General features: G+C 72.9%; 19 protein-coding genes. 6 read left to right on the top strand and 13 right to left on the bottom strand.

What is annotated here, in order from left to right:
• Positions 1-14 precede the first annotated feature (14 nt).
• Genes ABD784_RS12625 through ABD784_RS12605 form a run of 5 tightly spaced genes read right to left on the bottom strand, consistent with a single transcriptional unit; the run spans position 15 to position 5,616 of the window.
• Positions 15-1,604: a carboxyl transferase domain-containing protein gene (locus tag ABD784_RS12625; protein WP_344885276.1), complete on the bottom strand. Its 1,590-nt coding sequence runs from the start codon at positions 1,602-1,604 to the stop codon at positions 15-17.
• Positions 1,601-2,818 (bottom strand): CaiB/BaiF CoA transferase family protein, encoded by a 1,218-nt coding sequence (locus tag ABD784_RS12620; protein ID WP_344885273.1) that lies wholly within the window; start codon positions 2,816-2,818, stop codon positions 1,601-1,603. Before ABD784_RS12620 ends, ABD784_RS12625 begins: the two co-directional genes overlap by 4 nt.
• Positions 2,815-4,116 carry an amidohydrolase gene (locus ABD784_RS12615; protein ID WP_344885271.1) on the bottom strand — a complete coding sequence of 434 codons (1,302 nt, stop codon included), beginning with the start codon at positions 4,114-4,116 and terminating at the stop codon, positions 2,815-2,817. Before ABD784_RS12615 ends, ABD784_RS12620 begins: the two co-directional genes overlap by 4 nt.
• 20 nt (positions 4,117-4,136) lie before the next feature.
• Positions 4,137-4,832 carry a hypothetical protein gene (locus tag ABD784_RS12610; protein ID WP_344885269.1) on the bottom strand — a complete coding sequence of 232 codons (696 nt, stop codon included), beginning with the start codon at positions 4,830-4,832 and terminating at the stop codon, positions 4,137-4,139.
• Between the two features lie 28 nt (positions 4,833-4,860).
• Positions 4,861-5,616 (bottom strand): DUF5058 family protein, encoded by a 756-nt coding sequence (locus tag ABD784_RS12605; protein ID WP_344885267.1) that lies wholly within the window; start codon positions 5,614-5,616, stop codon positions 4,861-4,863.
• A 219-nt stretch (positions 5,617-5,835) separates the two neighbouring features.
• Between ABD784_RS12605 and ABD784_RS12600 the strand changes: the two genes are divergently transcribed.
• Positions 5,836-7,314 carry an amidase gene (locus ABD784_RS12600; RefSeq protein ID WP_344885265.1) on the top strand — a complete coding sequence of 493 codons (1,479 nt, stop codon included), beginning with the start codon at positions 5,836-5,838 and terminating at the stop codon, positions 7,312-7,314.
• On the opposite strand, the gene ABD784_RS12595 is transcribed toward ABD784_RS12600, so the two are convergent.
• The 3 genes from ABD784_RS12595 to ABD784_RS12585 form a co-directional block, all read right to left on the bottom strand.
• The gene (locus ABD784_RS12595; RefSeq protein WP_344885262.1) at positions 7,243-8,202 is read right to left on the bottom strand and encodes an Lrp/AsnC family transcriptional regulator; all 960 of its coding nucleotides are present in this window, start codon (positions 8,200-8,202) and stop codon (positions 7,243-7,245) included. The genes ABD784_RS12600 and ABD784_RS12595 overlap by 72 nt on opposite strands.
• Before the next feature lie 59 nt (positions 8,203-8,261).
• The gene (locus ABD784_RS12590) at positions 8,262-9,707 is read right to left on the bottom strand and encodes an APC family permease (RefSeq protein ID WP_344885259.1); all 1,446 of its coding nucleotides are present in this window, start codon (positions 9,705-9,707) and stop codon (positions 8,262-8,264) included.
• Positions 9,708-9,890: 183 nt separating this feature from the next.
• Positions 9,891-10,832, bottom strand: a complete 942-nt coding sequence (locus ABD784_RS12585) for an HhH-GPD family protein (RefSeq protein WP_425582977.1) — start codon at positions 10,830-10,832, stop codon at positions 9,891-9,893.
• A gap of 78 nt (positions 10,833-10,910) precedes the next feature.
• Here ABD784_RS12585 and ABD784_RS12580 point away from each other — a divergent pair, with 78 nt between their 5' ends.
• Entirely contained in the window at positions 10,911-11,552 is a 642-nt protein-coding gene (locus tag ABD784_RS12580) for a hypothetical protein (RefSeq protein WP_344885256.1), read from the top strand.
• Between the two features lie 36 nt (positions 11,553-11,588).
• Here ABD784_RS12580 and disA read toward each other — a convergent pair whose 3' ends face one another.
• From disA to ABD784_RS12565, 3 genes are all read right to left on the bottom strand, one after another.
• Positions 11,589-12,665, bottom strand: coding sequence for a DNA integrity scanning diadenylate cyclase DisA (gene disA, locus ABD784_RS12575; protein WP_344885253.1), 1,077 nt, complete (start codon positions 12,663-12,665; stop codon positions 11,589-11,591).
• Between the two features lie 68 nt (positions 12,666-12,733).
• The gene (gene radA / locus ABD784_RS12570) at positions 12,734-14,113 is read right to left on the bottom strand and encodes a DNA repair protein RadA (protein WP_344885250.1); all 1,380 of its coding nucleotides are present in this window, start codon (positions 14,111-14,113) and stop codon (positions 12,734-12,736) included.
• A 52-nt stretch (positions 14,114-14,165) separates the two neighbouring features.
• Entirely contained in the window at positions 14,166-15,359 is a 1,194-nt protein-coding gene (locus tag ABD784_RS12565) for an FUSC family protein (RefSeq protein WP_344885247.1), read from the bottom strand.
• A 176-nt stretch (positions 15,360-15,535) separates the two neighbouring features.
• Here ABD784_RS12565 and pstS point away from each other — a divergent pair, with 176 nt between their 5' ends.
• The 4 genes from pstS to pstB all read left to right on the top strand — a co-directional run bounded on the left by pstS (position 15,536) and on the right by pstB (position 19,689).
• Positions 15,536-16,651, top strand: coding sequence for a phosphate ABC transporter substrate-binding protein PstS (gene pstS / locus ABD784_RS12560; RefSeq protein WP_344885244.1), 1,116 nt, complete (start codon positions 15,536-15,538; stop codon positions 16,649-16,651).
• A 152-nt stretch (positions 16,652-16,803) separates the two neighbouring features.
• Positions 16,804-17,754, top strand: a complete 951-nt coding sequence (gene pstC, locus ABD784_RS12555; protein ID WP_344885241.1) for a phosphate ABC transporter permease subunit PstC — start codon at positions 16,804-16,806, stop codon at positions 17,752-17,754.
• A complete protein-coding gene (gene pstA / locus ABD784_RS12550) occupies positions 17,754-18,878 on the top strand; it encodes a phosphate ABC transporter permease PstA (RefSeq protein WP_344885238.1) in 1,125 nt (374 codons plus the stop codon). Before pstC ends, pstA begins: the two co-directional genes overlap by 1 nt.
• 31 nt (positions 18,879-18,909) lie before the next feature.
• On the top strand, positions 18,910-19,689 hold the full coding sequence (gene pstB, locus ABD784_RS12545) for a phosphate ABC transporter ATP-binding protein PstB (protein ID WP_344885235.1): 780 nt from the start codon (positions 18,910-18,912) through the stop codon (positions 19,687-19,689).
• Positions 19,690-19,827: 138 nt separating this feature from the next.
• On the opposite strand, the gene ABD784_RS12540 is transcribed toward pstB, so the two are convergent.
• A complete protein-coding gene (locus ABD784_RS12540) occupies positions 19,828-21,066 on the bottom strand; it encodes a cystathionine gamma-synthase (RefSeq protein ID WP_344885232.1) in 1,239 nt (412 codons plus the stop codon).
• Positions 21,063-22,466: an O-acetylhomoserine aminocarboxypropyltransferase/cysteine synthase family protein gene (locus tag ABD784_RS12535; RefSeq protein ID WP_344885229.1), complete on the bottom strand. Its 1,404-nt coding sequence runs from the start codon at positions 22,464-22,466 to the stop codon at positions 21,063-21,065. Before ABD784_RS12535 ends, ABD784_RS12540 begins: the two co-directional genes overlap by 4 nt.
• Positions 22,467-22,568 lie beyond the last annotated feature (102 nt).

Here is a 22,568-nt window from a genome sequence, read left to right as displayed (position 1 = left end):
GACGGCGCGCCGTCTCATCGACCCGCCGACGCGGCCGGTAGCGAGACGGCGGCGTACTTGCGCTCCCGGCCGGTCAGCAGAGAGGCCACCGGGAGCGCCGAGACCTCGCGGAGCGCCGTCGAGACGGCGCGTGCCATGGCGCGGGAGAACTCCCGCGGCCGGGCGGACGCGGAGTCCGGCTCCGGTACGACGACGTCCACGATCCCCGCGGCCCGCAGCGACGCGGAGTCCACATGCTGCTCCGCGGCGAGCTCGGCCGCGTGCTCGGTGTCCCGGTAGACGATCGCGCTCGCACCCTCCGGCGGCAGCGGGGAGAGCCACGCGTTCTCCGCGGCGATAGTCCGGTCCGCGGGCAGCAGGGCCAGCGCCCCGCCGCCCGTGCCCTGGCCGAGGAGGACGGAGACGGTGGGCGTCCGCAGCCCGATCAGCTCCGTGATGGAGCGGGCGATCTCCCCGGCGAGGCCGCCCTCCTCCGCCTCCCGGGACAGGGCCGCGCCCTCCGTGTCGATGACAGTGACGAGGGGGATGGAGAGCTGCTCGGACAGGCGCATGCCGCGCCGGGCCTCCCGCAGGAACGCCGGGCCGAGCGGTTCGGCCCGCTCGGGGCCGCGGTCCTGGCCGACCACCACGCAGGCGTGCCCGCCGAGCCGCGCCAGGGCCAGGAACATCCGGGGGTCGCGCTCGCCCTGCCCGGTCCCCGAGAGCGGCATGACGTCGCTGGCCCCGTACTTGAGCAGGTGGCGCACCGAGGGCCGGCGCGGGTCACGGGTGGCGCTGATGGCGTCCCACACGCGCTCCGGTCCGGAGGGCAGGAGCTGCCCGGGATCCGCCAGGCCGGCCTGAGGGGCACTTGCGGCCGGCGTCGCGGCGTCGTCGTCCTCCGGCGAGGCGGGGGACAGGATGCGCAGCGCCCGGTCCACCACGGCGGCGAGCTCGTCGGCCGGGACCACGGCGTCGATCAACCCGTTCGCCTGGAGGTTCTCCGCGACCTGCACGCCGGCGGGGAACGGCCGGCCGTAGATCGTCTCGTAGACCCGGGGACCCAGGAAGCCGAGCAGGGCGCCGGGTTCGGCGACGGTGATGTGGCCCTGCGAGCCCCACGACGCCATGACTCCGCCGGTGGTCGGGTGGCGGAGGTAGACCAGGTACGGCAGGCCAGCGAGCCGGTGCCGCCGGACCGCCGCGGAGATCCCGATCATGGAGACGAACGCGGGTGTGCCCTCCTGCATGCGGGTGCCGCCGGAGGCCGGGCTGGCCAGAACGGGCAGGCCCTCGGCCGTGGCGCGGTCGAAGAGCGCGACCAGCCGGTGGGCCGCCGCGAGGCCGATCGAGCCGCCCAGGAACCCGAACTCGCTGACGGCCACGGCCACGCGGCGCCCGTTCACCCGGCCCTCTCCGGTCAGGATGGACTCGTCGGTGCCGCTGCGCTCCGCGGCGGCGGCCAGCTCGGACCGGTAGGTGTCCGGGACCGCGCCGGCGCCGGGCGCGGTGTCCCAGGAGACGAAGGAGCCGCGGTCCAGCACGCCGTCGAGGAGCTCGCGGGCGGAGGTGCGGCGCCGTGCGGGCAGCCGGGCGCCCGCCGCGCCGCCTGCTGCACCGGTCATCGCAGCACCTCGGCGGGGCGTGCGGCCGTCGCCGCGGCGGTGCTCCGGATGGCCTCGCCGTGCTGGTCCAGGGTCGGCGGCGCCGAGTGCTCGAGCCGCGTGACCTCCTCGCCCTCGGGCGAGAAGAACCGGACCGCCGGGCCGGGGAGGCGCACCTGGCCGAGGACCGGATGGTCGACGTCGACGATCAGGTGCTGGGACTCGACCTGCTCCCAGGCGTAGACCTCGTCCAGTGTGCGGACCCGGCCCGACGGGATCCCGGCGTCGTCCAGGCGGCGCAGCAGCTCCTCGGGGCCGTACGCGGCGAAGGCCTCCTCGACGAGAGCGATCAGCCGCTCCCGGTCCCGCACGCGGTCCGCGTTGGTGGCGAGGCCGTCGACGCGGCCGGACAGACCGAACGCCTCGACGAACGAGTCCCACAGCCGGTCGCTGCCCACGCTGATCTGGACCTGCCCGCCCGCACAGCGGAACAGCCCGTAGGGGGCGATCGAGGGGTGGTGGTTGCCGGCCGCGCGGGGGACCTCCCCGGCGACCGTCACCCGGGTGCCCTGGAAGGCATGCACGCCGACGACGGCGGCGAGCAGCGACGTGCGCACCACCTGGCCCCGGCCGGTGCGCTCGCGCTCCGTCAGGGCGGCGGCCACGCCGTACGCGCCGTACATCCCGGCGAGCAGGTCCGCGATCGGGACGCCGACCCGCTGCGGGTCGTCCGGACCCGAGCCCGTCAGGGACATGAGCCCGGCCTCGCCCTGCAGGATCTGGTCGTACCCGCTGCGGTGGGACTCGGGGCCGTCGTGGCCGAAGCCGGAGATGGACAGGATCACCAGCCGCGGGTTCAGCCGGTGCAGATGCTCGAAGCCGAGCCCCAGCCGGTCCATCACGCCGGGCCGGAAGTTCTCGATCAGCACGTCCGCATCGGCGACCAGCGCCTCCAGGGCGCCCCGGCCGGCGGCGTCCTTGAGGTCCAGCGCCACGGACTCCTTGTTCCGGTTGCAGGAGAGGAAGTACGTGGCCTGCGGGTCCTCCTGGGGGCCCACGAACGGCGGGCCCCAGCGGCGGGTGTCGTCGCCGACGCCGCTCTCCACCTTGATCACGCGGGCGCCCAGGTCGCCCAGCATCATGCCCGCATGCGGGCCGGCGAGGGCCCGGCTGAGGTCCAGGACCGTGGTCCCCGCGAGGGGGCCGGCGGCGGCGGTGGCGGTCGGCGCGCTCATGCGTCGCTCCTCTCTCCGTTGGATTCAGTGCCCGTCCGGGGCGCGGCCTTGGTGCCGACCCAGGCGAGCAGGGCGGCGAGTGCGGCGCGGGTCGCGGTCGTCAGGGTCGGCTCCGGCACGGGCCCGAAGTGCGGCGAGTGGTTCACCGGCAGGTCCTCGTCGCCGTCGAACCCGCCGAACATCCAGTACACGGTGGGGACCCCGATCGAGGACCCGAGGTGCCCGAAGTCCTCCGATCCCATGAGGGGCCCGGTGCGGCGGACGTTCTCCGCCCCGAGGGCGTCGTCCAGGGCGGCGGTGACACGCGCCGCTGCGTCCGGGTCGTTGTAGTTCTCCGGGAAGTCGTAGAGCCTCTCGACGCTCGGCTCGGGCGCCCCGGAGGCCGCGGCCTCGGCGCTCACGATCCGTTCCACGGCGGCCAGCACCTGGGCGCGGACGGCCGGGGTGAGCGTGCGGATGTTGAGGGTGAACTCGGCCCGGTCCGGGATGATGTTCTCCTTCAGCCCGGCATGGAACGTGCCGACCGTGACCACGGCCGGGTCCTGCGGGTCCAGCTCGCGGGAGACGATCGTCTGCAGCCGCGTCACCATCGACGAGGCGAGCACGATCGGGTCGACGGAGTGCTGAGGCTGCGAGCCGTGCGACTGCCGGCCGCGGACCACCACGCGGAGGGCGTCCGCCATCGCCATGGCGGTGCCGCTGGCGATGGTGACGGTCCCGGCGCGCAGCGGCATGACGTGCTGGCCCAGCACCGCCGCCGGTCGAGGCGCGCGGTCCCACAGGCCGTCGTCGACCATGGCCCGGGCCCCCGCGGCGGTCTCCTCGCCGGGCTGGAAGACCAGCACCACCGTGCCGGACCATGCCCCGGGGGAGCCGGCCAGCAGCCGGGCCGCCGTGAGCAGGGCGGCCACGTGCGTGTCGTGCCCGCACCCGTGCATGACCGGCACCTCCGTGCCGTCCGGGAGGACGCCGGTCGCCGTCGACGCGTAGTCCAGGCCCGTGTCCTCGGCGATCGGCAGGCCATCGGTGTCGGCGCGGAAGGCGACGACGGGGCCGGAGCCGTTCACGCCGTCGTTCTCGGCGCCCCGCTCGGCGCTGCGCAGGAGTCCGACGACGCCGGTCCCGCCGCAGCGGAAGTTCTCGATGCCGAGGGCGTCCAGCTCCGCGGCGATGAAGTCCGCCGTGGCGTGCTCCTGCATGCTGAGCTCGGGGTGGGCGTGCAGGTGCCGGTAGATCGAGAGCATGTGCTCCCGGCCGGCGGCGTCCAGGGGGCGGATCGGGTCCAGGGTCCGGTTCATGGTGTTCTCCTCCGGGGTCATCAGGCGCGCTTCCGGGCGAACCATGCGATCAGGACGGTGCCGACCACTCCGAATGCGGTCCCGAAGTAGGTCAGCGCGGGGAAGGCCGGGATGATCCCGAAGACCACCACGACGGCGACGCCGAGCGCGATCAGCGTCGGGCGCAGCTGGCCGACGGCGGCGATGGCCTGGACGAGGACCGCCCCGACGATCGCGGGGAGGATGTAGATCCGCGCCACCTCGATGACCGGCTCCGGGATGGCGCTGAGCAGCCAGGTGCCGAACACGCCGACGAAGATCAGCAGCGAGGTGAGGTGGACGAGGGCCGCGCCGCAGATGCCCATCACCGCGGCCAGGTCGCCCTGGCGGGTGCCGGGCCTGGCGTCGATCCTGCTCTGCGCGCAGATCGCCGCCGGGAGCAGCTTGTTGGAGATGTTCCCGATCATGAACGCCTGGTACATGGCGGCCTGGCCGAGGATCGGGAAATAGGTGACCGGCTCGACGACGGCGAACACGAGGAACGTGGCGGCCACGGCCGTGTAGGCGGTGACGATGTGGCCCACCGTGACGCCGACGTCCATGAACAGGGCGACGTAGAGGGGGCCGGCGAGCGAGAGGATCAGCCCGGCCAGCATGGTGAGGCGGCCCCAGCGGGACGTGGTCCGCTCGAACGCCTGCATGCCGGCGGGTGCGGTGGTGAGGGTGGGGGTGGACATGATCGGACTCCTGGTTCTGGCGGGCGGGTCAGGCCGCGGTGGCCGTGTGCGCGATGTAGGCGAACGTCAGGGCGACGAGGATCGAGATGCCGAGCGCCCACTCCTTGAGCCAGCCGGCGTGGAGCTTCTTCGCCGCGAAGAGCAGGCCAGCCATCACGACGCTGGAGACGACCACGGTCGCGGCGCCGAGCGAGGACTTCGGCAGCTCGGCGACCGTCAGCGTGGAGAACGCCCCGAGGAGCGCGGCCCCCGGGATGAGGGCCATCGCCGCCGGGTTGACCTCGGCCAGCTTGTTGCCGCCGCGCTTGAGGAGCGGGGTGAGGAGCAGGGTGGCGAGCATCCAGGCCCCGCCACTGAGGCACATCGCGATGAACGCGATGGCGAACACCTGCTGCGTGTAGTCGGGCCCGCCCAGGTCCGCGCCGAGCGACGTGGCGGCGATGGAGGCGGAGGCGACCTCGGTCGAGACGGAGCCGATCAGGCCGATGCGGATCAGGACGGCCGGCGTGCCGAAGAGCGCCAGCAGGGCGATGGCCACGATGACCACGGCCAGGGACGGGCCGATCGAGGAGATCGCCCCGGAGCGCAGCGCCCGGGTGAGGTCGCGGTTGTCCAGGCCGACCGAGGCGCCGGCCGTCCGGCTGGCCTTCATGTAGATGGCCGTCTGGACGAAGATGACCGCGAAGACGCCGAGCGCGCAGATCCAGAGGATCGGCGAGTTCGCGACGGCCGCGATGTCGGTGGAGGCCCCGTTCGCGGTGGCGACCGCTGATGTGCTGCTCATGGAATGTCCTTCCAGTGCGCCGAATGTGATGTCCACAACATTCACACCGCAGGGAGGCGCGTTCAACGGTTGGCGGTTCTGGACCCGAATCTGTCCAGATCCGCCACCTGGGCCCAATCTGCGGAGGCCGCTTCCCAGTGGGCAGTGATGCCGGACACACTCGAGGGACCAGCGCGGCCCGGTGCCGTCGCACCCGGTCCCACCACCACAGGAGTAGCCATGACAGACCTGCTCGAGAAGTCGGCCACCGAACTCGTGGCGCTGCTCGCCTCCGGCGCGCTCTCGTCGCGCGAGCTGACGCAGGCCCACCTGGACCGCATCGAGGAGGTCGACGGCGCCATCAACGCCGTCGCCACCGTCGACGCCGAGGGCGCGCTGGGGCGCGCCGCCGAGGCCGACCGCCGGTTCGCCGCCTCCGGCCCCGCCGGCCCGCTGCACGGACTGCCCATGACCCACAAGGACACCCACCGGGTCGCCGGGATGCGCTCCACCAGCGGGTCGCCGGTGTTCGCCGACCACGTGCCGGAGCGCGACGACCTACTGATCGCCCGGCTCCGGGCCGCAGGGGTGGTCGCCACCGGCAAGAACAACGTGCCCGAGTTCGGGGCCGGCTCCCACACGTTCAACCCGGTCTTCGGGACCACCACCAACCCCTACGCGACGACGCTCAGCGCCGGCGGCTCCAGCGGGGGCGTGGCGGCCGCCGTCGCGGCCCGCATCCAGCCGTTGGGCGAGGGCAGCGACATGGGCGGCTCCCTGCGGATCCCGGCCTCCTTCTGCAACGTCTTCGGCTTCCGGCCCTCGCTCGGCGTGGTCCCGATGCCGGCCGAGCGGAACGCGTGGGCGTGGCTCGGCCGGACGGGGCCGATGGCCCGGACGGTCCGCGACCTCGAGCTCTTCCTGCGCTCGGTCGCCGGCCCGGCCGAGGAGCTGCAGCTGCAGGCGCCCCTGGAGGCGTCCGCGTTCGGCGGGCCGGCGCCGGACGACCTGCGCGGCGTCCGGGTCGCGATCTCCCGCGACTTCGGGCTCGGCATCCCCGTGGAGCCGGACATGCTGGAGGCACTGGACCGGGCGGCCGCCGTCCTCGAGTCGCTCGGGGCGACGGTCGAGGAGGCGTGCATCGACCTCGCCGAGGCGGACCGCGTCTTCGGCAACACGCGCGCCCTGGACTTCGCGTCCGGGCTGGGCTCCCTCGTGGACACCGTGCCGGAGCTGATCAAGCCGGAGGTGATCTGGAATGTGCGCAAGGGGTGGGCGCTGGACGCCCGCGAGATCATCGAGACCACCGCCGCCGCGACCCGGCTCCAGGAGCGGGTCCGCGCATTCTTCAGCGGACACGACCTGCTCCTCACCCCCGGCGCCCAGGTGGTCCCGTTCGACGCGGCCCTCCGCTACCCGGAGCGCGTCGCCGGGGTCGAGTCGGAGACGTACCTGGACTGGATGCGCTCGGCGTGCGTGCTCTCGGCCACGGGCCTGCCGACCCTGGCGATGCCGGCCGGGTTCAACGGGGCCGGCCTGCCCACCGGGGTCCAGCTGACGGCGTTCCACTACCGGGACGCCCAGCTGCTCCGCTGGGCCCGCGTCTACGAGGCGGCGACGGGCTACGCCCAGCGCGCCCCGGAGGTCTCAGACCACGGACGGATCGTTGAGACGGCCCCCGCGCTTGCGGGCCCGCACCACCATGCTGATGTCGAATGACTCGACGCCGGAGGACCACTCCGACTCGGTGACGAAGCGGTAGAGGTCCTCGCTGGTCGCCAGGGTCACGTCCACCACGAGCTGGCTGCTGCCGGCGAGGGCGGCGGCGTAGCGGACCCGGGGGTCCCGGCGCAGGGACTGGCCGATCCGCTCCAGCCGGTCCGGGGCGACGCGCAGCCAGACCAGGGCCTCCAGTGGGAGGCCGACGGCGGCCGGCTCGACGAGCACGCGCAGCTGCACCACGTCGTTGGCGAGCAGCCAGTCGACCCGGCGCCGCGCCGTGGTCTCGGAGACCCCGGATCGGCGGGCGATCTCCTCGAAGCTCATCCGCGCATTGGAGATCAGGCAGCCCACGATGTCCTGGTCCTGCGCCGACAGCGGCCGGTCGGTCGGCCGGTCGTTGGCCTCCGGCCGCCGGCCCTCGCCCATCGCCTCGCTCTCGTGCGGGGTCAGGGCGCCGACCCGCCACGAGCGGATGGTGCGGAAGTACTTCAGAACCGGCAGCGTCTCCGCGCGGGCGACCCCCGGCGTCGTCGCCAGCTCCACGCTGAGCAGATGGGCCAGCTGGCCGCGCGTCGTCAGGATCTCCGCGACCACGTCGGTCGAGCCGGTGACCATGTAGGAGAAGCTCGAGTCCGCCCGGTTCGCCAGGGACTCCGCCGTCACCGGCGCCGAGCCGGGCACGCACCGGGCCCGGACCAGGAGGGAGGCCTCCCGGGCCCGGATCCCGACGGCGGCGACCCGCCCGCCGTCGAGCAGCTCGGCCCCGCGCCGCGCGACCGAGCGCTCGTGCTCGCCGAGGGCCGCCGCGACCGTCCGCCACGAGGCGCGCGGATTGATCTGGAGCGCCGCGACGATGCGGCGCTCCAGCTCGTCGAGAGCGTCCATGCGGTTCCCTTCCACGCTGCTGGGGGAAGCCTAGCGGGTCGGCGTCCGCCGGCGGCGGGTCAGCGAGCGGCCGCGCCGGCTCCCGAGCGGGCCCGGACGGCGGCGAGCACCTTCGCCTCCGCGTCCTCGCCGGCGGGGATTCCGGCTGGGACGCGGAAGAAGAACACGGCGCCGAGGGCCCACCACGCGGCGAAGATCAGCCAGGGCTCCCAGCTCAGCGACGCCGGCATGCCCGGCATGTAGAGGCTGAAGAGGGCGGCGGTCAGGATCACCGAGGCCCAGCCGATGAGCTCGCCGCCGCGGCCCGCGCCGCCGACGCGCAGCGGGCGGTCCATGGCCGGCTCGCGGCGGCGCAGCACCAGGAACGTCACGGAGACCAGGAAGTAGGCCACGATGATGCTCGGCGCGCCGGAGTCCACCAGCCAGCCGAGCATCTCGGCGCCGAAGAACGGGGCGATCATCGAGATGCCGCCGATGAACATCAGCGCCTTGTGCGGGGTGCGGTACTTCGGGTGCAGATCGGCGAACCACTCCGGCAGCATGCCGCTGCGCGCCAGCGAGTAGATCAGGCGGGAGGCCCCGAGCAGCAGCGAGTTCCAGGACGTGAGGATGCCGGCGATGCCGCCGGCGATGAGGACCTTGGACATCAGCTCGGACCCGAACAGGGCGCCGAAGCCGTCGGCGGTCGCGATGTCGGCCGCGGCGAGCTCGCCGGCGGGCATCGCGGTCGACGTCGTCAGGACCACCATGACGTACCAGGCGGTGGCCAGCACCACGGCCAGGACCACCAGCGAGCCGATCTTCCGGGCGGGGATGTTGACCTCCTCGGCGGACTGCGGGATGACGTCGAAGCCGATGAAGAGGAACGGCACGGCCACGAGCACCGCGAAGAAGCCGGCCATGCCGCCGGTGAACAGCGGCTGCATGTTCTGCGCCTCGCCGCCGGTGAAGGAGCCCAGGAGCAGCAGCGCGCCGATGGCCAGCAGGAACAGGACGGTGAACGTCTGGACCACGCCGGCCTGCTTGACGCCGCGGATGTTGATCCACGTCAGCAGGATCGCGGCGGCGACGCCCACCAGGGCCCAGGTCAGGTTCACCTCGAAGCCCGCCACCGTCCACAGGGGGACCCGGCTCATCCCCGGCACGATGTACTCCACCGTGCGGGGCAGCGCGACGGCCTCGAACGCCACGATGGTGACGTAGCCGCCGGTGATGGCCCAGGAGCCGAGGAAGGACGGGCGCGGGCCGAGCGCGCGGAGGATGAAGTTGTGCTCGCCGCCGGCCTTGGGCATGGAGCCGGTGAGCTCCGCGTAGGTCAGCCCCACGACGGCCATGATGCCGCCGCCCACCGCCATGGCGAGGGCCGCGCCGAGCGTTCCGGCGCTCTCCAGCCAGCCGCCCGTGAGCACCACCCAGCCGAAGCCGATCATGGCGCCGAAGCCGAGGGCCAGCGCGTCGATGTTCCCGAGGGACTTGGAGAGAGTCCTGTCCTGCGTGCTGCTCATGTCGCGAGCGTCCCTTTCTGCGCGTGCCGCCGCCGTCGTCGGCGGCCGTCCTGCCGGAGGGAGATTCTTGCACCCGGTCCGGGTGCCTGCGCCAGCGCTCGCCGTGCCGGGCCGTTTGTTACGCGCCGCGGGGCCCGGGCCGGGGCGGGCTCTTCTCGGTGCGGCCCACTCGGCGGGAGCGCCTCAGTGGGGGAGCGCGACCCCGTGCCGGCCCTCGTGGGCGAGGCCGTCCGCCAGGAGCGAGGCGAGGCAGCGCTCCAGCTGGTCGGCCGGCGCACCGGTGGCGAGCACGACGTCGGCACGCAGCAGCTCCTCCCGCCCCACCGGGGCGTCCGCGTCCCGGAGCGCCGCCATGAACGCGCCGCGGACCTGGCGGTCCGTGCCCGCCCACGGCTGCCCCCGGGGCGTGTAGTGCGGGGCCGGCTGCCCGGCGCGCAGCCAGGCGCACGCGTCCCGCACGGGGCAGTCGTCGCACCGGGGCGCCCGCGCCGTGCACACCAGTGCGCCGAGCTCCATGACGCCGGCGTTCCAGGCGTTGGCGAGGGCGCCGCCGTCGTGCTCCGTGTCCGGCATCAGCGCCTCGGCGAGGCGGGCCTCGGCGGCCGTGTAGGCGGGCTCCGGCAGTGCGTTGCCGGTGAAGAGCCGCGCGTGGACGCGGCGGATGTTCGTGTCCACCACGGTCTCCGGGCGGCCGAACGCGAAGCAGGAGATCGCGGCCGCCGTGTAGGCGCCGACACCCGGGAGCGCCAGGAGGTCCTCGTACCGCTCCGGCACCGCGCCGTCGTGGTCCTCGACGATCCGCCGGGCCGCGGCGTGCAGGCGGAGCGCCCGGCGCGGGTAGCCGAGCCGGCCCCAGGCCCGCAGGGCCTCCCCGGACGGCTCGGCGGCGAGGTCCGCCGGCGTCGGCCAGCGCTCCATCCACTCGAGCCACACCGGCAGGACGCGCACCACCGGCGTCTGCTGGAGCATGTACTCGCTCACCATCACGCCCCACGGCCCGGCGTCGGGGCGGCGCCACGGCAGGTCGCGCCCGTGGACGGCGAACCACGCGGCGATCCCGGCGTGGACGCGCGGCAGATCGGCGGGCAGGCGGGCGGGGTCGGCGACGGCTGGTGGGCGGGGCACCAGACCACTTTAAGGGAGCCCGGCCAGCGCTGCGTGCGCCTCCCGGGTGCGCGCCCGGGTGGGCGTTAAGCTGGGCGCATGTCCTCCTCCGCACCGTCGCCGCGCCGGCCCAGCCCCGCCGTGTACCGGCGCCGCCGGCTCGTAGCGCTCGTGGCCCTGCTGGTGGTGCTCGCGCTCCTCGTCTGGGGTGTCAGCGCCGTGGTCGGCATGGTCCGCGGGAACGACGCCGGGCCGACCGCCCAGGCCGGAGGCGAGGCCGGGGCGTCGGCCCCCGCCGATCCCAGCGCATCGGGGGCCCCGGGCCCCAGCGACGGCACCGTGTCCGGCGCAGCGGGGGACTGTCAGCCGGACGACGTGGTGGTGAGATCCTCCACCGACGCCGCCTCCTACGGCCCGGACGCCAATCCGGTGTTGATCATGACCATCGAGAACACCGGCGAGGCGCCCTGCGACGTGAACGTCGGCACGGGCGAGCAGGAGTTCCTGGTGATGAGCGGCGACGACCGGATCTTCTCCACCAAGGACTGCCTGGCGGAGGCCTCCGACCTGCGGATCACCATGGAGCCCGGGCAGGCCGAGACGGCCCGCTTCACGTGGGAGCGCGTGCGCAGCGCGCCCGGCTGCGAGCCGGTGAGCTCCAATCCGCGCCCCGGGACGTACGGGTTCACCGCCAAGCTGGGCGACCGCGAGAGCAAGGGCGCCGTCTTCCAGCTCCAGTAGCCGCTCGGGCGCGTCGGCCGGTGCGGGCCGGGCCCGCTAGGAGAAGCGCTCGAGCAGACTGGTCTCGGCGACCCGGGAGAGGTCCTCGCGGACCTTCTTGGCCCGCTGCTCGCCGATGCCCTCCACCGACATGAGGTCGGAGATGTTGGCCGCCATCAGCTGCTGCAGGTCATCGAAGTTCTCGGCCAGCCGGGCGGCCACGGAGCGGGGGAGCGCCTTGATGCCCGCCAGCAGGCGGTAGCCCTTGGGCCGCAGGGGAGTGTCGAGGTTGTCGGCGGTGGTCCCGTAGCCGAACACGGTCGCGATGCGCGTCAGATCGATGATCTCGGCCGAGGAGAACGAGCGGAGCCGGGCCAGCGCCTCGTCGACGTCGGCGTGGTCGACGCTCTCGCGGGAGTAGTCGCGCAGGAGCATGTCGCTGCCGGGCCCGAGGCCGCTGTTGAGCTCGTCCAGCTGCAGGGAGAGCAGGCGGCCGTCGACGCCGAGTTCCAGGACGTACTGGGAGATCTCCTCGGCGATCCGCCGGACCATCTCCTGGCGCTGCAGGACCAGGGCGACGTCCCGCACGGTGACCAGCGCCTCGATCTCGAGGGCGGACAGCGAGCGGGTGACCTGGTCCAGCCGGTCGCGGTAGCGCTCCAGGGTCTGCAGGGCCTGGTTGGCCCGGGCGAGGATCGGCTCGGAGCCCTCGAGGACGTGCCGGACGCCGTCCACGTAGATCGCGATGATCTGCATGGACTGCGAGACCGAGATGACCGGCACGCCGGTCTGGATGGCGACGCGCTCGGCCGTGCGGTGCCGCGTCCCGGACTCCTGCGTCGGGATCCGGTGGTCCGGCACGAGCTGGACGGCGGCGCGGATGATCGTGGACGCGTTGCGGTCGCAGACGATCGCCCCGTCCATCTTGGCCAGCTCGCGCAGGCGCGTGGGGGAGAACTCGATGCCGATGTCGAAGCCGCCGGAGCAGATGCCGTCCACCGTCTTGTCGTAGCCCAGGACGATCAGGGCTCCGGTGCGCCCGCGCAGGATGCGCTCGAGGCCGTCGCGCAGCTGGGTCCCCGGCGCGATGCGCGCGAGCGTGCTGCGCAGCGCGTCGTGCGTGCTCTTGGTCATGGCAAACCCCTCCGGCCGGTCCTTGCCCTCGATTCTAGGCGGGAGTCCCGGCCGTGGACGCGCCCGCGTCACCCGAGGTTCGGGAAGACCGCCTCCAGCGCCTCGCTGAGCGTGCCGACCTCGCGCACCCGGAACCCGTTGGGCAGCGTGCCCGGCCCGTTGGGGCTCGCGGGGACGACGGCGTAGCGGAACCCCAGGCGCTCGGCCTCGTTGATGCGCCGGGTGATCTCCGGGACTTGCCGGACCTCCCCGGCGAGGCCCACCTCGCCGTACGCCACGAGCTGCGGCGGCAGCGGCCGCTCCAGCACCGCGCTCGCGATCGCGAGGGCCGTGGCCAGGTCGACGGCGGGTTCGGCCAGCCGGACGCCCCCGACGGTGGCCACGTACGTGTCCATGCCGGTGAGGTCCATCTTCGCGCGCGCGGCGAGCACCGCGAGGATCATGGCGGTCCGGGCGGAGTCCAGGCCGCTGGTCGCCCGCCGCGGCTGAGACGTGGCGCTCCGGGCCACGAGCGCCTGCACCTCGGCCAGCAGGGGCCGCCGGCCCTCGATGGTCACGGTGATGCACGTGCCGGAGACCGGGTCCTTCGTCGGCGTCACGAACAGGCGGCTGGGATCGGCGAGTCCCTCGATGCCCGTCTCGGTCAGGTCGAAGCAGCCGACTTCGTCCGTGGGGCCGTACCGGTTCTTCGCGGCCCGCATCAGCCGCAGCCTCGAGTGGCGCTCGCCGTCGAACTGGCAGACCACGTCCACCAGGTGCTCGAGCAGCCGGGGCCCCGCGATGGAGCCCTCCTTGGTCACGTGGCCCACCAGGATGGCCGTCATGTTCCGTTTCTTCGCGGCGTTGATGAGTGAGGACGCGACCTCGCGCACCTGGGTGACGCCGCCGGCGCTGCCCTCGACCTCCGCCGAGGAGAGCGTCTGCACGGAGTCGACGATCAGCAGGTCCGGGGCGATCCGCTCGACCTGCCCCAGGGCCATGCCCAGGTCCGTCTCCGCCGTGAGGTGGAGGGTCTCGGCCAGGGCGTCGATCCGGTCCGCGCGCAGCCGCACCTGCGCCGCCGACTCCTCGCCCGTGACGTACAGGACCGTCTGCCCGTTCCGCGCGGTGCGGGCGGCGACGTCCAGCAGCAGCGTGGACTTGCCAACGCCGGGCTCGCCCGCGAGCAGGATCACCGCGCCCGGGACCAGGCCGCCGCCGAGCACGCGGTCCAGCTCTCCGACGCCGGTGGGGCGGTAGGTGGCCGCGCTGGCGTCCACGTCCGTGATGACGGGCGCGGGCTGGCTGACGCTGGAGGCCTGGGTCCGGGCGGCGACCTGCCCGATCTCCGCGACCGTTCCCCACGCCTGGCACTCGCCGCAGCGGCCGGCCCACTTGACGGTGGTCCACCCGCATTCGGCGCACCGGTAGCCGGGGCTCTTGCTGCGCGTTGTCGACTTGGTTGGCACGGTCACCGACTCTATCGGCCCGCACCCGCAGCATGGTGCTGGGTCCACAGGGTCACAGCCGCGGCAGGTAGCCGACCGCCTCCTCGCGCTCGGCGCCGGCGCCGATCAGCAGGTCCACCGTCAGGGGGCGCAGCATCATGATGAGCGACTGGCACTCCAGGCCCGTCACGCCGAACTCCGCCGGGTCCAGGCGGGACGCGCACTCGGCCAGCTCCTGCCGGGCGAGGTACTCGGCGCTCGTCCGCCCGGACGTCGTCGGCTCCGTCACCGACCGGCGCAGGTGCAGCATGGCGTCCGCCAGCGAGTCCAGATAGGTGGACAGGGCGTCCGCGTCGGCCTCGTCGACGGAGCCGTGCGTGATCGCGCTGGCCAGCCGGCGGGCGATCACGCGAGAGCTGCGCACGCCCAGGTCCACCTGGTCGGCGACGCGCTTGAGTCGCCGCAGCTCGGCGCGCTGGCCCCGGTAGGCCGGGGCCATCGTGGCGATCTCGTTGGCCCCGCGCAGCATGGTCGGGAGATCGTCGATGTTCTTCTGCGTGGCCCTGGCCTGCACCAGGGCGTGCCACGCCGCCGTCGCGTCGAGCCCACGGACCGCCGTCGCGCTCTCCCGGAGGACGCCGGCGAGGTCCTCGATCACCTCCCGCAGCCGGTCGGCCGGCTCGAGCCGGGGATTGCGGGGCGTGAGCACGACGACGAGGAGCGCGATGACGCCTCCCACCAGGGCGTCGATGCTGCGGGTGAACACCCCGCCCTCCGGGGCGGGCAGGAGCACCACCAGCAGGGACTGCAGGCCCAGCTGGGTGCTGAAGATGGTGCCGCTGTCCAGGAACCGGGCGATGATCAGGGACACCGCCACGACGGCGGCCGCCTGCAGGATGCCCGTGCCCACCAGCGCCAGCAGCAGGTCCCCGATGAGAATGCCGAGCGTGCAGCCGGCGGCGACCTCGACGGTGCGCCGCAGGTGGGTGCCGTGGCCGAAGCCGAGCGCGATCATGGCGCTCGTCGCCGCGAACAGCGGCGCGGAGTGGCCGAGCAGCTGCTCCGCCACCCAGTAGGCGGCGACCGAGCAGAACGTGATCTGGACGATCTTCCAGAGCGAGGACCTCACGCGCAGGGCGCCGACGCGGCTGCGGCTCGCCATGAAGCCGCGCGCGCGGCCCAGGGCCGTGCCGGTCTGTGCGCCGCCCTGACCCGTGCCGGCCCTTCGAGCTGTGCCGCCGCTGCGTGCCGGAGCGTCCCCTTCCATGGGACCAGTCTTTCATGTGATGCTGGCCTCACTTCGTGTGATGCTCGCCGCAAATAGTCGAAGCTACGAGCGCCGTTAACCTGCCGTTCACCTTTAACGGCCGGGCCCTTTACCTGTCCCGCCTAGTTTCGAGACTGGTCCTGATCCAGAACGTACGAACGTACAAGGGGAAACACGTGAAGAAGCTCCACTTCGCTCAGTCCGCAGCCGTCCTTTCCGTCGCCGCCGTCGCCCTGACGGCCTGCGGTGGCTCCAACAACCCGACCACCGAGGCCTCCGGCTCGGCCGGTGGCGGCGCGGCGTCCGAGGTGACCGGCACGCTCTCCGGCGGCGGCGCGTCCTCGCAGGAGGCAGCGATGACGGCCTGGACGGACGGCTTCTCGTCCGTGGCCCCCGAGGCCACCGTCCAGTACAACCCGGTCGGCTCCGGCTCGGGCCGCGAGGGCTTCCTGGCCGGCCAGTACTCCTTCGCCGGCTCCGACGCCGCCATGGACGCCGAGGAGCTGGAGAGCTCCAAGGAGGTCTGCGGCCCGGACGGCGCCTTCCACATCCCGGCCTACATCTCCCCGGTCGCCGTCGCGTTCAACCTGGAGGGCGTGGACACGCTGAACCTGGACGCGGAGACCATCGCCGGCATCTTCGCCGGCAAGATCACCGCCTGGAACGCCCCGGAGATCGCCGAGCAGAACCCGGACGCCGAGCTCCCCGAGACCCCGATCACCGTGGTCCACCGCTCGGACTCCTCGGGCACCACCGAGAACTTCACCGACTACCTGACCGCCGCGGCCCCGGAGAACTGGACCTACGACGTCGTCGAGGACTGGCCGCAGGAGATCGTCGCGGACAACGCGCAGGGCACGGCCGGCGTCGTGGGCCTCGTCTCCAGCACCGACGGTGCGATCACCTACGCCGACGCCTCCGCCGTCGGCTCCCTCGGGACCGTGGCCGTGAAGGTCGGCGAGGAGTACGTCCCGTACTCCGCCGAGGCCGCTGCCAAGGCCGTCGAGAACGCGAACCCGGTCGAGGGCGCCGCGGAGAACGACATGGCCGTCGAGCTGGACCGCAACACCACCGCGGCCGGCACCTACCCGATCGTCCTGGTCTCCTACCACATCTACTGCAACGCCTACCAGGACCAGGAGACCGCCGACCTGGTGAAGGCCTTCGCCGAGTACGTCGTCTCCGAGGACGGCCAGACCACGGCCGAGGGCTCCGCGGGCAACGCCCCGCTCTCCGAGTCCCTCCGCGAGCGCGCGCTCGAGTCCATCGGCGGCATCGGCGTTCAGGGCTAAGCTCTAACTGAATCGCGCCGCTCACGCGCACCCAGGTCGTGGTCCCCGCAGCGATCCCCCGCGGCGGGGACCACGGCCGCGCGTAGAGCAGAGAAGCGCGCGGCTCCGGCCGTGTGCGAGTCCGTGTCACTCCTACCGTTCGAAGGACACTTGTGACAGTCACTTCCCCCTCATCCGGGCTGCACGACCCCAAGTCGGCGGCCGGGCGGGCCGGAGACAAGATCTTCTCCGGCACCGCGCTCACGGCGGGCATCGTCATCCTCGCCATCCTGGCGTTCGTCGCCCTCTACCTGGTGGTCGAGTCGATCCCCGCGCTCACCGCCGGCGAGGGCGAGCTGAGCCACGGCAAGACCAGCTTCTGGTCCTACGTCTGGCCGATGATGATCGGCACCGTGATCGCCTCCGCGATCGCACTGGTGATCGCCACGCCCGTCGCCATCGGCGTCGCGCTCTTCATCTCCCACTACGCCCCCAAGCGCGTCAGCCAGGCCTTCGGCTACGTGATCGACCTCCTGGCGGCCATCCCGTCGGTGGTCTACGGCGCCTGGGGCATGGCCTTCCTCGGCCCGCAGCTGGTCCCGATCTACGCCTGGCTCGCCGAGAACGCCGGCTGGATCCCGCTGTTCGCCGGCGGCTACTCGCAGACCGGGCGCACCCTCTTCACCGCCTCGGTGGTGCTGGCCGTGATGATCCTGCCGATCATCACCAGCCTGTGCCGCGAGATCTTCGTCCAGACCCCCAAGCTCCACGAGGAGGCGGCGCTCGCGCTCGGCGCGACCCGCTGGGAGATGATCAAGATGTCCGTCCTGCCGTTCGCCCGCGCCGGCATCGTCTCGGCCATCATGCTCGGCCTCGGCCGCGCCCTCGGCGAGACCATGGCCGTCACGCTGGTCCTCTCGCCCGGCGCGCTCTCGGCCAACATCATCAACGTCGGAAACCAGACGATCCCGTCGGAGATCGCCCTGAACTTCCCCGAGGCGTTCGGAATGCGCCAGCACGAGCTGATCGCGGCGGGCCTGGTCCTCTTCGTCATTACGCTGGCCGTCAACATGATCGCGCGCTGGATCGTCAGCCGCCACAAGGAATTCTCGGGGGCCAACTGATGACACAGGTACTGCAGGAGAACCGCGAGAACATCGGCAAGTCCAAGCTGATCCAGGGGCGCAAGCCGCGCTGGACCTGGATCGCCTGCCTCGCCGGCTCGCTCATCGTCGCCTCGGCCATCATGGCCGTCCTCGGCTTCAACGTCGCCGGCTGGGCGGTCCTGACCGCCATCTTCTACGTCGTCTCCAACTACGCGGTCACGCGGATCATGGAGAACGGGCGCAAGGCCACCGACCAGCTCTGGACCAACCTGGTGGTGGGCGCTTTCCTGGTCGCCCTGCTGCCGCTGATCTCCGTGGTCTGGACGGTCCTGTCCATCGGCCTGCCGGGCCTGCTGGCCCCGGGCTTCCTGGCCTCGGACATGACCGGCATCACCGGCGCGGTCGACCAGGCCTCCGTCGAGGACGGCACGGCGATCCTGGGCGGCGTCAAGCACGCGCTCATCGGCTCGCTCGTCATGACGCTGGGGGCCACCGCCATCTCCGTCCCGATCGGTCTGCTGACCTCCATCTACCTGGTGGAGTACAGCCGCGGCGGGACGTTCTCCCGGGCCATCACGTTCTTCGTGGACGTCATGACCGGCATCCCGTCGATCGTCGCGGGCCTCTTCGCGGCCGGCCTCATGCTCACGCTGGTCGGCCCGGGCGACAACGTCATGGGCTTCACGGCCGTGATCGCCCTGTCCGTGCTGATGATCCCCGTCGTCGTCCGCTCCACCGAGGAGATGCTCCGGGTGGTCCCCAACGAGCTCCGCGAGGCGTCCTACGCCCTCGGCGTGCGCAAGTGGCGGACCATCCTGAAGGTCGTCATCCCCACGGCGATCTCCGGTATCGCCTCCGGTGTCACCCTGGCGATCGCCCGCGTCATCGGCGAGACCGCCCCGATCCTGGTCACGGCCGGCGTCGCGGTGAGCACCAACTGGAACCTGGCCAAGGACTGGATGATGTCCCTGCCGGTATACATCTACCGGCAGATGATGTTCCCGACGGCCCCGGCCGCCCCGGACGCCTCGGAGCAGCGCGCCTGGGCCGCGGCCCTGGTGCTGATCATCATCGTCATGCTCCTGAACCTCACCGCACGCTTCATCGCCAAGGCGTTCGCGCCCAAGAAGACCGGCCGCTGAGCCCCCTCGAGACTTTTCACGAAGGAACCACATGTCCAAGCGCATCGACGCCATCGACTTCAACGTCTACTACAGCAAGTTCCTCGCTGTGGAGGGCGTGAACATCTCCATCGAGCCCAAGTCCGTGACGGCCTTCATCGGCCCGTCCGGCTGCGGCAAGACCACCTTCCTGCGGACGCTGAACCGCATGCACGAGGTCATCCCGGGCGCCCGGGTGGAGGGCAAGCTCCTCCTGGACGGAGACGACATCTACGCTCCCGGCGTGGACCCCGTCTCCGTCCGCTCGACCATCGGCATGGTCTTCCAGCGCCCCAACCCGTTCCCCACCATGTCCATCCGGGACAACGTGCTGGCGGGCATCCGCCTGAACGGCAAGCGGATCTCCAAGGGCGACGCGGACACGATCGTGGAGAAGTCCCTCCGCGGCGCCAACCTCTGGAACGAGGTCAAGGACCGCCTGGAGAAGCCGGGCTCGGGCCTCTCCGGCGGTCAGCAGCAGCGCCTCTGCATCGCCCGCAGCATCGCGGTGGAGCCGGACGTGATCCTCATGGACGAGCCGTGCTCCGCGCTGGACCCGATCTCCACCCTGGCGATCGAGGACCTCATCAACGAGATGAAGGACCAGTACACGGTCGTCATCGTCACGCACAACATGCAGCAGGCCGCGCGCGTCTCCGACAAGACGGCGTTCTTCAACATCGCCGGCACCGGCAAGCCGGGCAAGCTGATCGAATACGCGGAGACGTCCACGATCTTCAGCACGCCGCGCGAGAAGGCCACGGAGGACTACGTCTCCGGCCGCTTCGGCTGAGCCGCACTGAGTTTCCGCCCCGACGAACGGACGGGGCGGGGGCCCGGAAGGGGGAATCTTCCGGGGATCTTGAGGGGGATCGACGGCGGGCGCCCACCATTCGGTGGACGCCCGCCGTTCCGTCTTCCCGGGTGGCCGCTAGACGCCCGCGGTCACCGTCTCATGGCCCGCGGGTGCAGCGGCCGACTGCCGCGCGGCGGCCCGGCCGGCCTCTCGCGAGCAGTCCAGCGCCTGGCCGAGGTCCTCGATCAGATCGTCCACGTCCTCGACGCCCACGGAGAGCCGGACCAGGTCCGTGGGCACGGCCAGCTCGGTGCCGCGCACGGAGGCGTGCGTCATCTCGGAGCAGTAGCAGACGAGCGACTCGACCCCGCCGAGACTGACCGAGAGGCCGAACAGCCGGGTGGACTCCGCGAACGCGCGCGCCGCCGCCTCGCTCCCGAGCCGCAGCGAGACGATGCCGCCGAAGCCGTCCATCTGCTGCGCCGCCAGCGCATGCCCCGGATGGTCCTCCAGCCCCGGGTACAGCACCTGCTCCACGCCGGGCTGCTCCTGCGCCCACCGGGCCACGCGCAGCGCGTTGGCCCCGTGCCGCTCCATGCGCAGCCCGAGGGTCTTCAACCCGCGCGCGGCCAGGTACGAGTCCTGGGGCCCGGCGACGGCGCCACCGGCGAACTGCTGGTAGCCAACCGTCTCCGCCAGCGCCCTGCCGCGGAACTGCCCGTCGCGGACGACGACGGCGCCGCCGAGGACGTCCGAGTGCCCGCCGATGTACTTGGTGGTCGAGTGGACCACCACGTCCGCGCCGAGCGCCAGCGGCCGCTGCAGGTAGGGCGAGGCGAACGTGTTGTCGACGATGAGCAGGGCGTCCGCGGCGTGCGCGACCCGCGCCCACCCGGCGACGTCCGCGATGGACAGCAGCGGGTTGGACGGCGTCTCCAGCCAGAGCACCGCGGTCCGCCCGGGCTGCACCGCGGCGGCGACGGCGCCGAGGTCCGTGATGTCCACGGCGGTGTTGGTGACGCCCCACGGGCCCAGCAGGTGGTTGACCAGCCGGTTGGTGCCGCCGTAGCCGTCGCCGCCGAGCACGATGTGGTCGCCGGGCCGGAGCACCCCGCGCAGCAGCGCGTCCTCGGCGGCCAGTCCGGAGGCGAAGGCGAACCCGGCGGCCCCGCCCTCGAGGGCGGCGAGCTGGGTCTGGAAGCCGTCCCGGGTCGGGTTGGAGCCGCGCGAGTACTCGTGGCCGGCGCGCAGCACGTTGATGCCGTCCTGCACGAACGTGGAGGTCTGGTAGATCGGCGGGATGACCGCGCCGGTCAGCGGGTCCGGCTCCTGGCCGGCGTGGATGGCCGTGGTGTTGAATCCGGGGGTGCTCACGAGGCCACGCGTCCTTCCTGTGGGTCGAGGTCGCCGGCGCGGGCCGCGTCGACGGTCAGCAGCGCCTGATCCAGGTCCGCGACGAGGTCCTCGGGCTCCTCCAGCCCGATCGACACCCGGACGGTGGTCTCGGCGATGCCGGCGGCGGCGCGCTGCTCCCGCGTCATGCGGCAGTGCGTCATCGCGGCCGGGTGCGCCACCAGGGACCGGGTGTCCCCGAGGTTGGCGACCAGCTTGAACAGGCCCAGGGCGTCGATGAAGCGGCCGACGGCGTCCGGGTCCCGGTCCGGATCCACGGCCAGGTCGAAGGCGAACACGGAGCCGGCCCCGCGCGGGTAGTCGCGGGCGGCGATGCGCGCCGTCGTCGACTCCGGGTCCGTCCCGGCCAGGACGGCCGGGTGGTGGACGCGTGCGACGGCGGGGTGCCCGGCCAGGTGCGCGGCCACGGCGCGGGCGTTGGCCCCGTGCCGGGCGACGCGCAGATTCAGGGTCTCGATGCTGCGCAGGATGCTGGCCGCGGCGTCGGGTGCGAGCGCCGGGCCGAGGTCGTGCAGGTACTTGCTGCGCACCAGGGCGGCGAACGGGCAGGACGCGTAGCGCTCCACCAGGGACGCGCCGGCCCCGCTGCCGGCCGCGTAGCGGGCCTTCGGGGCGGCGAGCTGCTGCCACTTGGCCGGGTCCGCGGCGAAGTCGAAGCGGCCGCCGTCCACCACCACGCCCGCGAGCGCGCTGCCGTGCCCGCCGAGGAACTTGGTGGCCGAGTGCACCACGATGTCCGCGCCGTGCTCCAGCGGCCGGTAGAGCACCGGCGTCGCGAGCGTGTTGTCCACGACCACCGGGACGCCGGCCGCGTGGGCGATCTCCGCGATCGCCGGCACGTCGGCCAGCTCGGCCAGCGGGTTGGTGATCGACTCGAGCAGCACCGCCCGCGTCCGCGGCGTGATCGCCGCGCGCCAGGCGTCCAGGTCCTGGTGGTCCACGAAGTCCACCCGGTACCCGAAGTCCGCGAACGTGTCCGTCAGCAGGTCCAGGGTGCCCCCGTAGAGCTGGCGGGCGGCCACCACGGTCCGTGGGCCGCCGTCGTGCCCGTCCGCCCCGGCGCGCTCGGCGTCGCCGCGGCCCAGGAGCGCCAGGAGGGCCAGGGCGACGGCGGACTGGCCGCTCGCCAGTGCGACGGCGGCCGTGCCGCCCTCGAGCTCGGCGACGCGCTGCTCCAGCACGGCCACGGTCGGGTTGCCGGTGCGCGAGTAGGTGAAGCCCGGCTTGGTGAGGGCGAACATCTCGCGGGCGTCGGCGTAGGACGGGAACTCGTAGGCGGTGGTCTGGTGGACCGGGACCGCCACGGGGAAGTGCGGTCCCGCGGGGGCGTACCCGGCGTGGATGGTGGTGGTCGAACTCATGGAAGGGGCTCCTTAGGTCCTGAGTTCCCGCAGCCGGCGGGCCGCGGCGGGGGATGGAACGGGGGTGCGGGGTGCGTCCGGCCCCGGGGAGGGGCCGGACGC

Origin of the sequence: Zhihengliuella alba (assembly GCF_039538765.1) — a bacterium.
In the GTDB taxonomy this organism is placed as follows: domain Bacteria; phylum Actinomycetota; class Actinomycetes; order Actinomycetales; family Micrococcaceae; genus Zhihengliuella; species Zhihengliuella alba.
The sequence above is the reverse complement of the archived record's forward strand: the minus strand, read 5'-3'. Positions and strand labels throughout refer to the sequence as shown.

Coding starts and splice junctions, on each gene's coding strand:
- ABD784_RS12625 (WP_344885276.1), bottom strand. CDS start 1,604: ATGACCGGTGCAGCAGGCGGCGCGGCGGGCGCCCGGCTGCCCGCACGG.
- ABD784_RS12620 (WP_344885273.1), bottom strand. CDS start 2,818: ATGAGCGCGCCGACCGCCACCGCCGCCGCCGGCCCCCTCGCGGGGACC.
- ABD784_RS12615 (WP_344885271.1), bottom strand. CDS start 4,116: ATGAACCGGACCCTGGACCCGATCCGCCCCCTGGACGCCGCCGGCCGG.
- ABD784_RS12610 (WP_344885269.1), bottom strand. CDS start 4,832: ATGTCCACCCCCACCCTCACCACCGCACCCGCCGGCATGCAGGCGTTC.
- ABD784_RS12605 (WP_344885267.1), bottom strand. CDS start 5,616: ATGAGCAGCACATCAGCGGTCGCCACCGCGAACGGGGCCTCCACCGAC.
- ABD784_RS12600 (WP_344885265.1), top strand. CDS start 5,836: ATGACAGACCTGCTCGAGAAGTCGGCCACCGAACTCGTGGCGCTGCTC.
- ABD784_RS12595 (WP_344885262.1), bottom strand. CDS start 8,202: ATGGACGCTCTCGACGAGCTGGAGCGCCGCATCGTCGCGGCGCTCCAG.
- ABD784_RS12590 (WP_344885259.1), bottom strand. CDS start 9,707: ATGAGCAGCACGCAGGACAGGACTCTCTCCAAGTCCCTCGGGAACATC.
- ABD784_RS12580 (WP_344885256.1), top strand. CDS start 10,911: ATGTCCTCCTCCGCACCGTCGCCGCGCCGGCCCAGCCCCGCCGTGTAC.
- disA (WP_344885253.1), bottom strand. CDS start 12,665: ATGACCAAGAGCACGCACGACGCGCTGCGCAGCACGCTCGCGCGCATC.
- ABD784_RS12565 (WP_344885247.1), bottom strand. CDS start 15,359: ATGGAAGGGGACGCTCCGGCACGCAGCGGCGGCACAGCTCGAAGGGCC.
- pstA (WP_344885238.1), top strand. CDS start 17,754: ATGACACAGGTACTGCAGGAGAACCGCGAGAACATCGGCAAGTCCAAG.
- pstB (WP_344885235.1), top strand. CDS start 18,910: ATGTCCAAGCGCATCGACGCCATCGACTTCAACGTCTACTACAGCAAG.
- ABD784_RS12535 (WP_344885229.1), bottom strand. CDS start 22,466: ATGAGTTCGACCACCACCATCCACGCCGGGTACGCCCCCGCGGGACCG.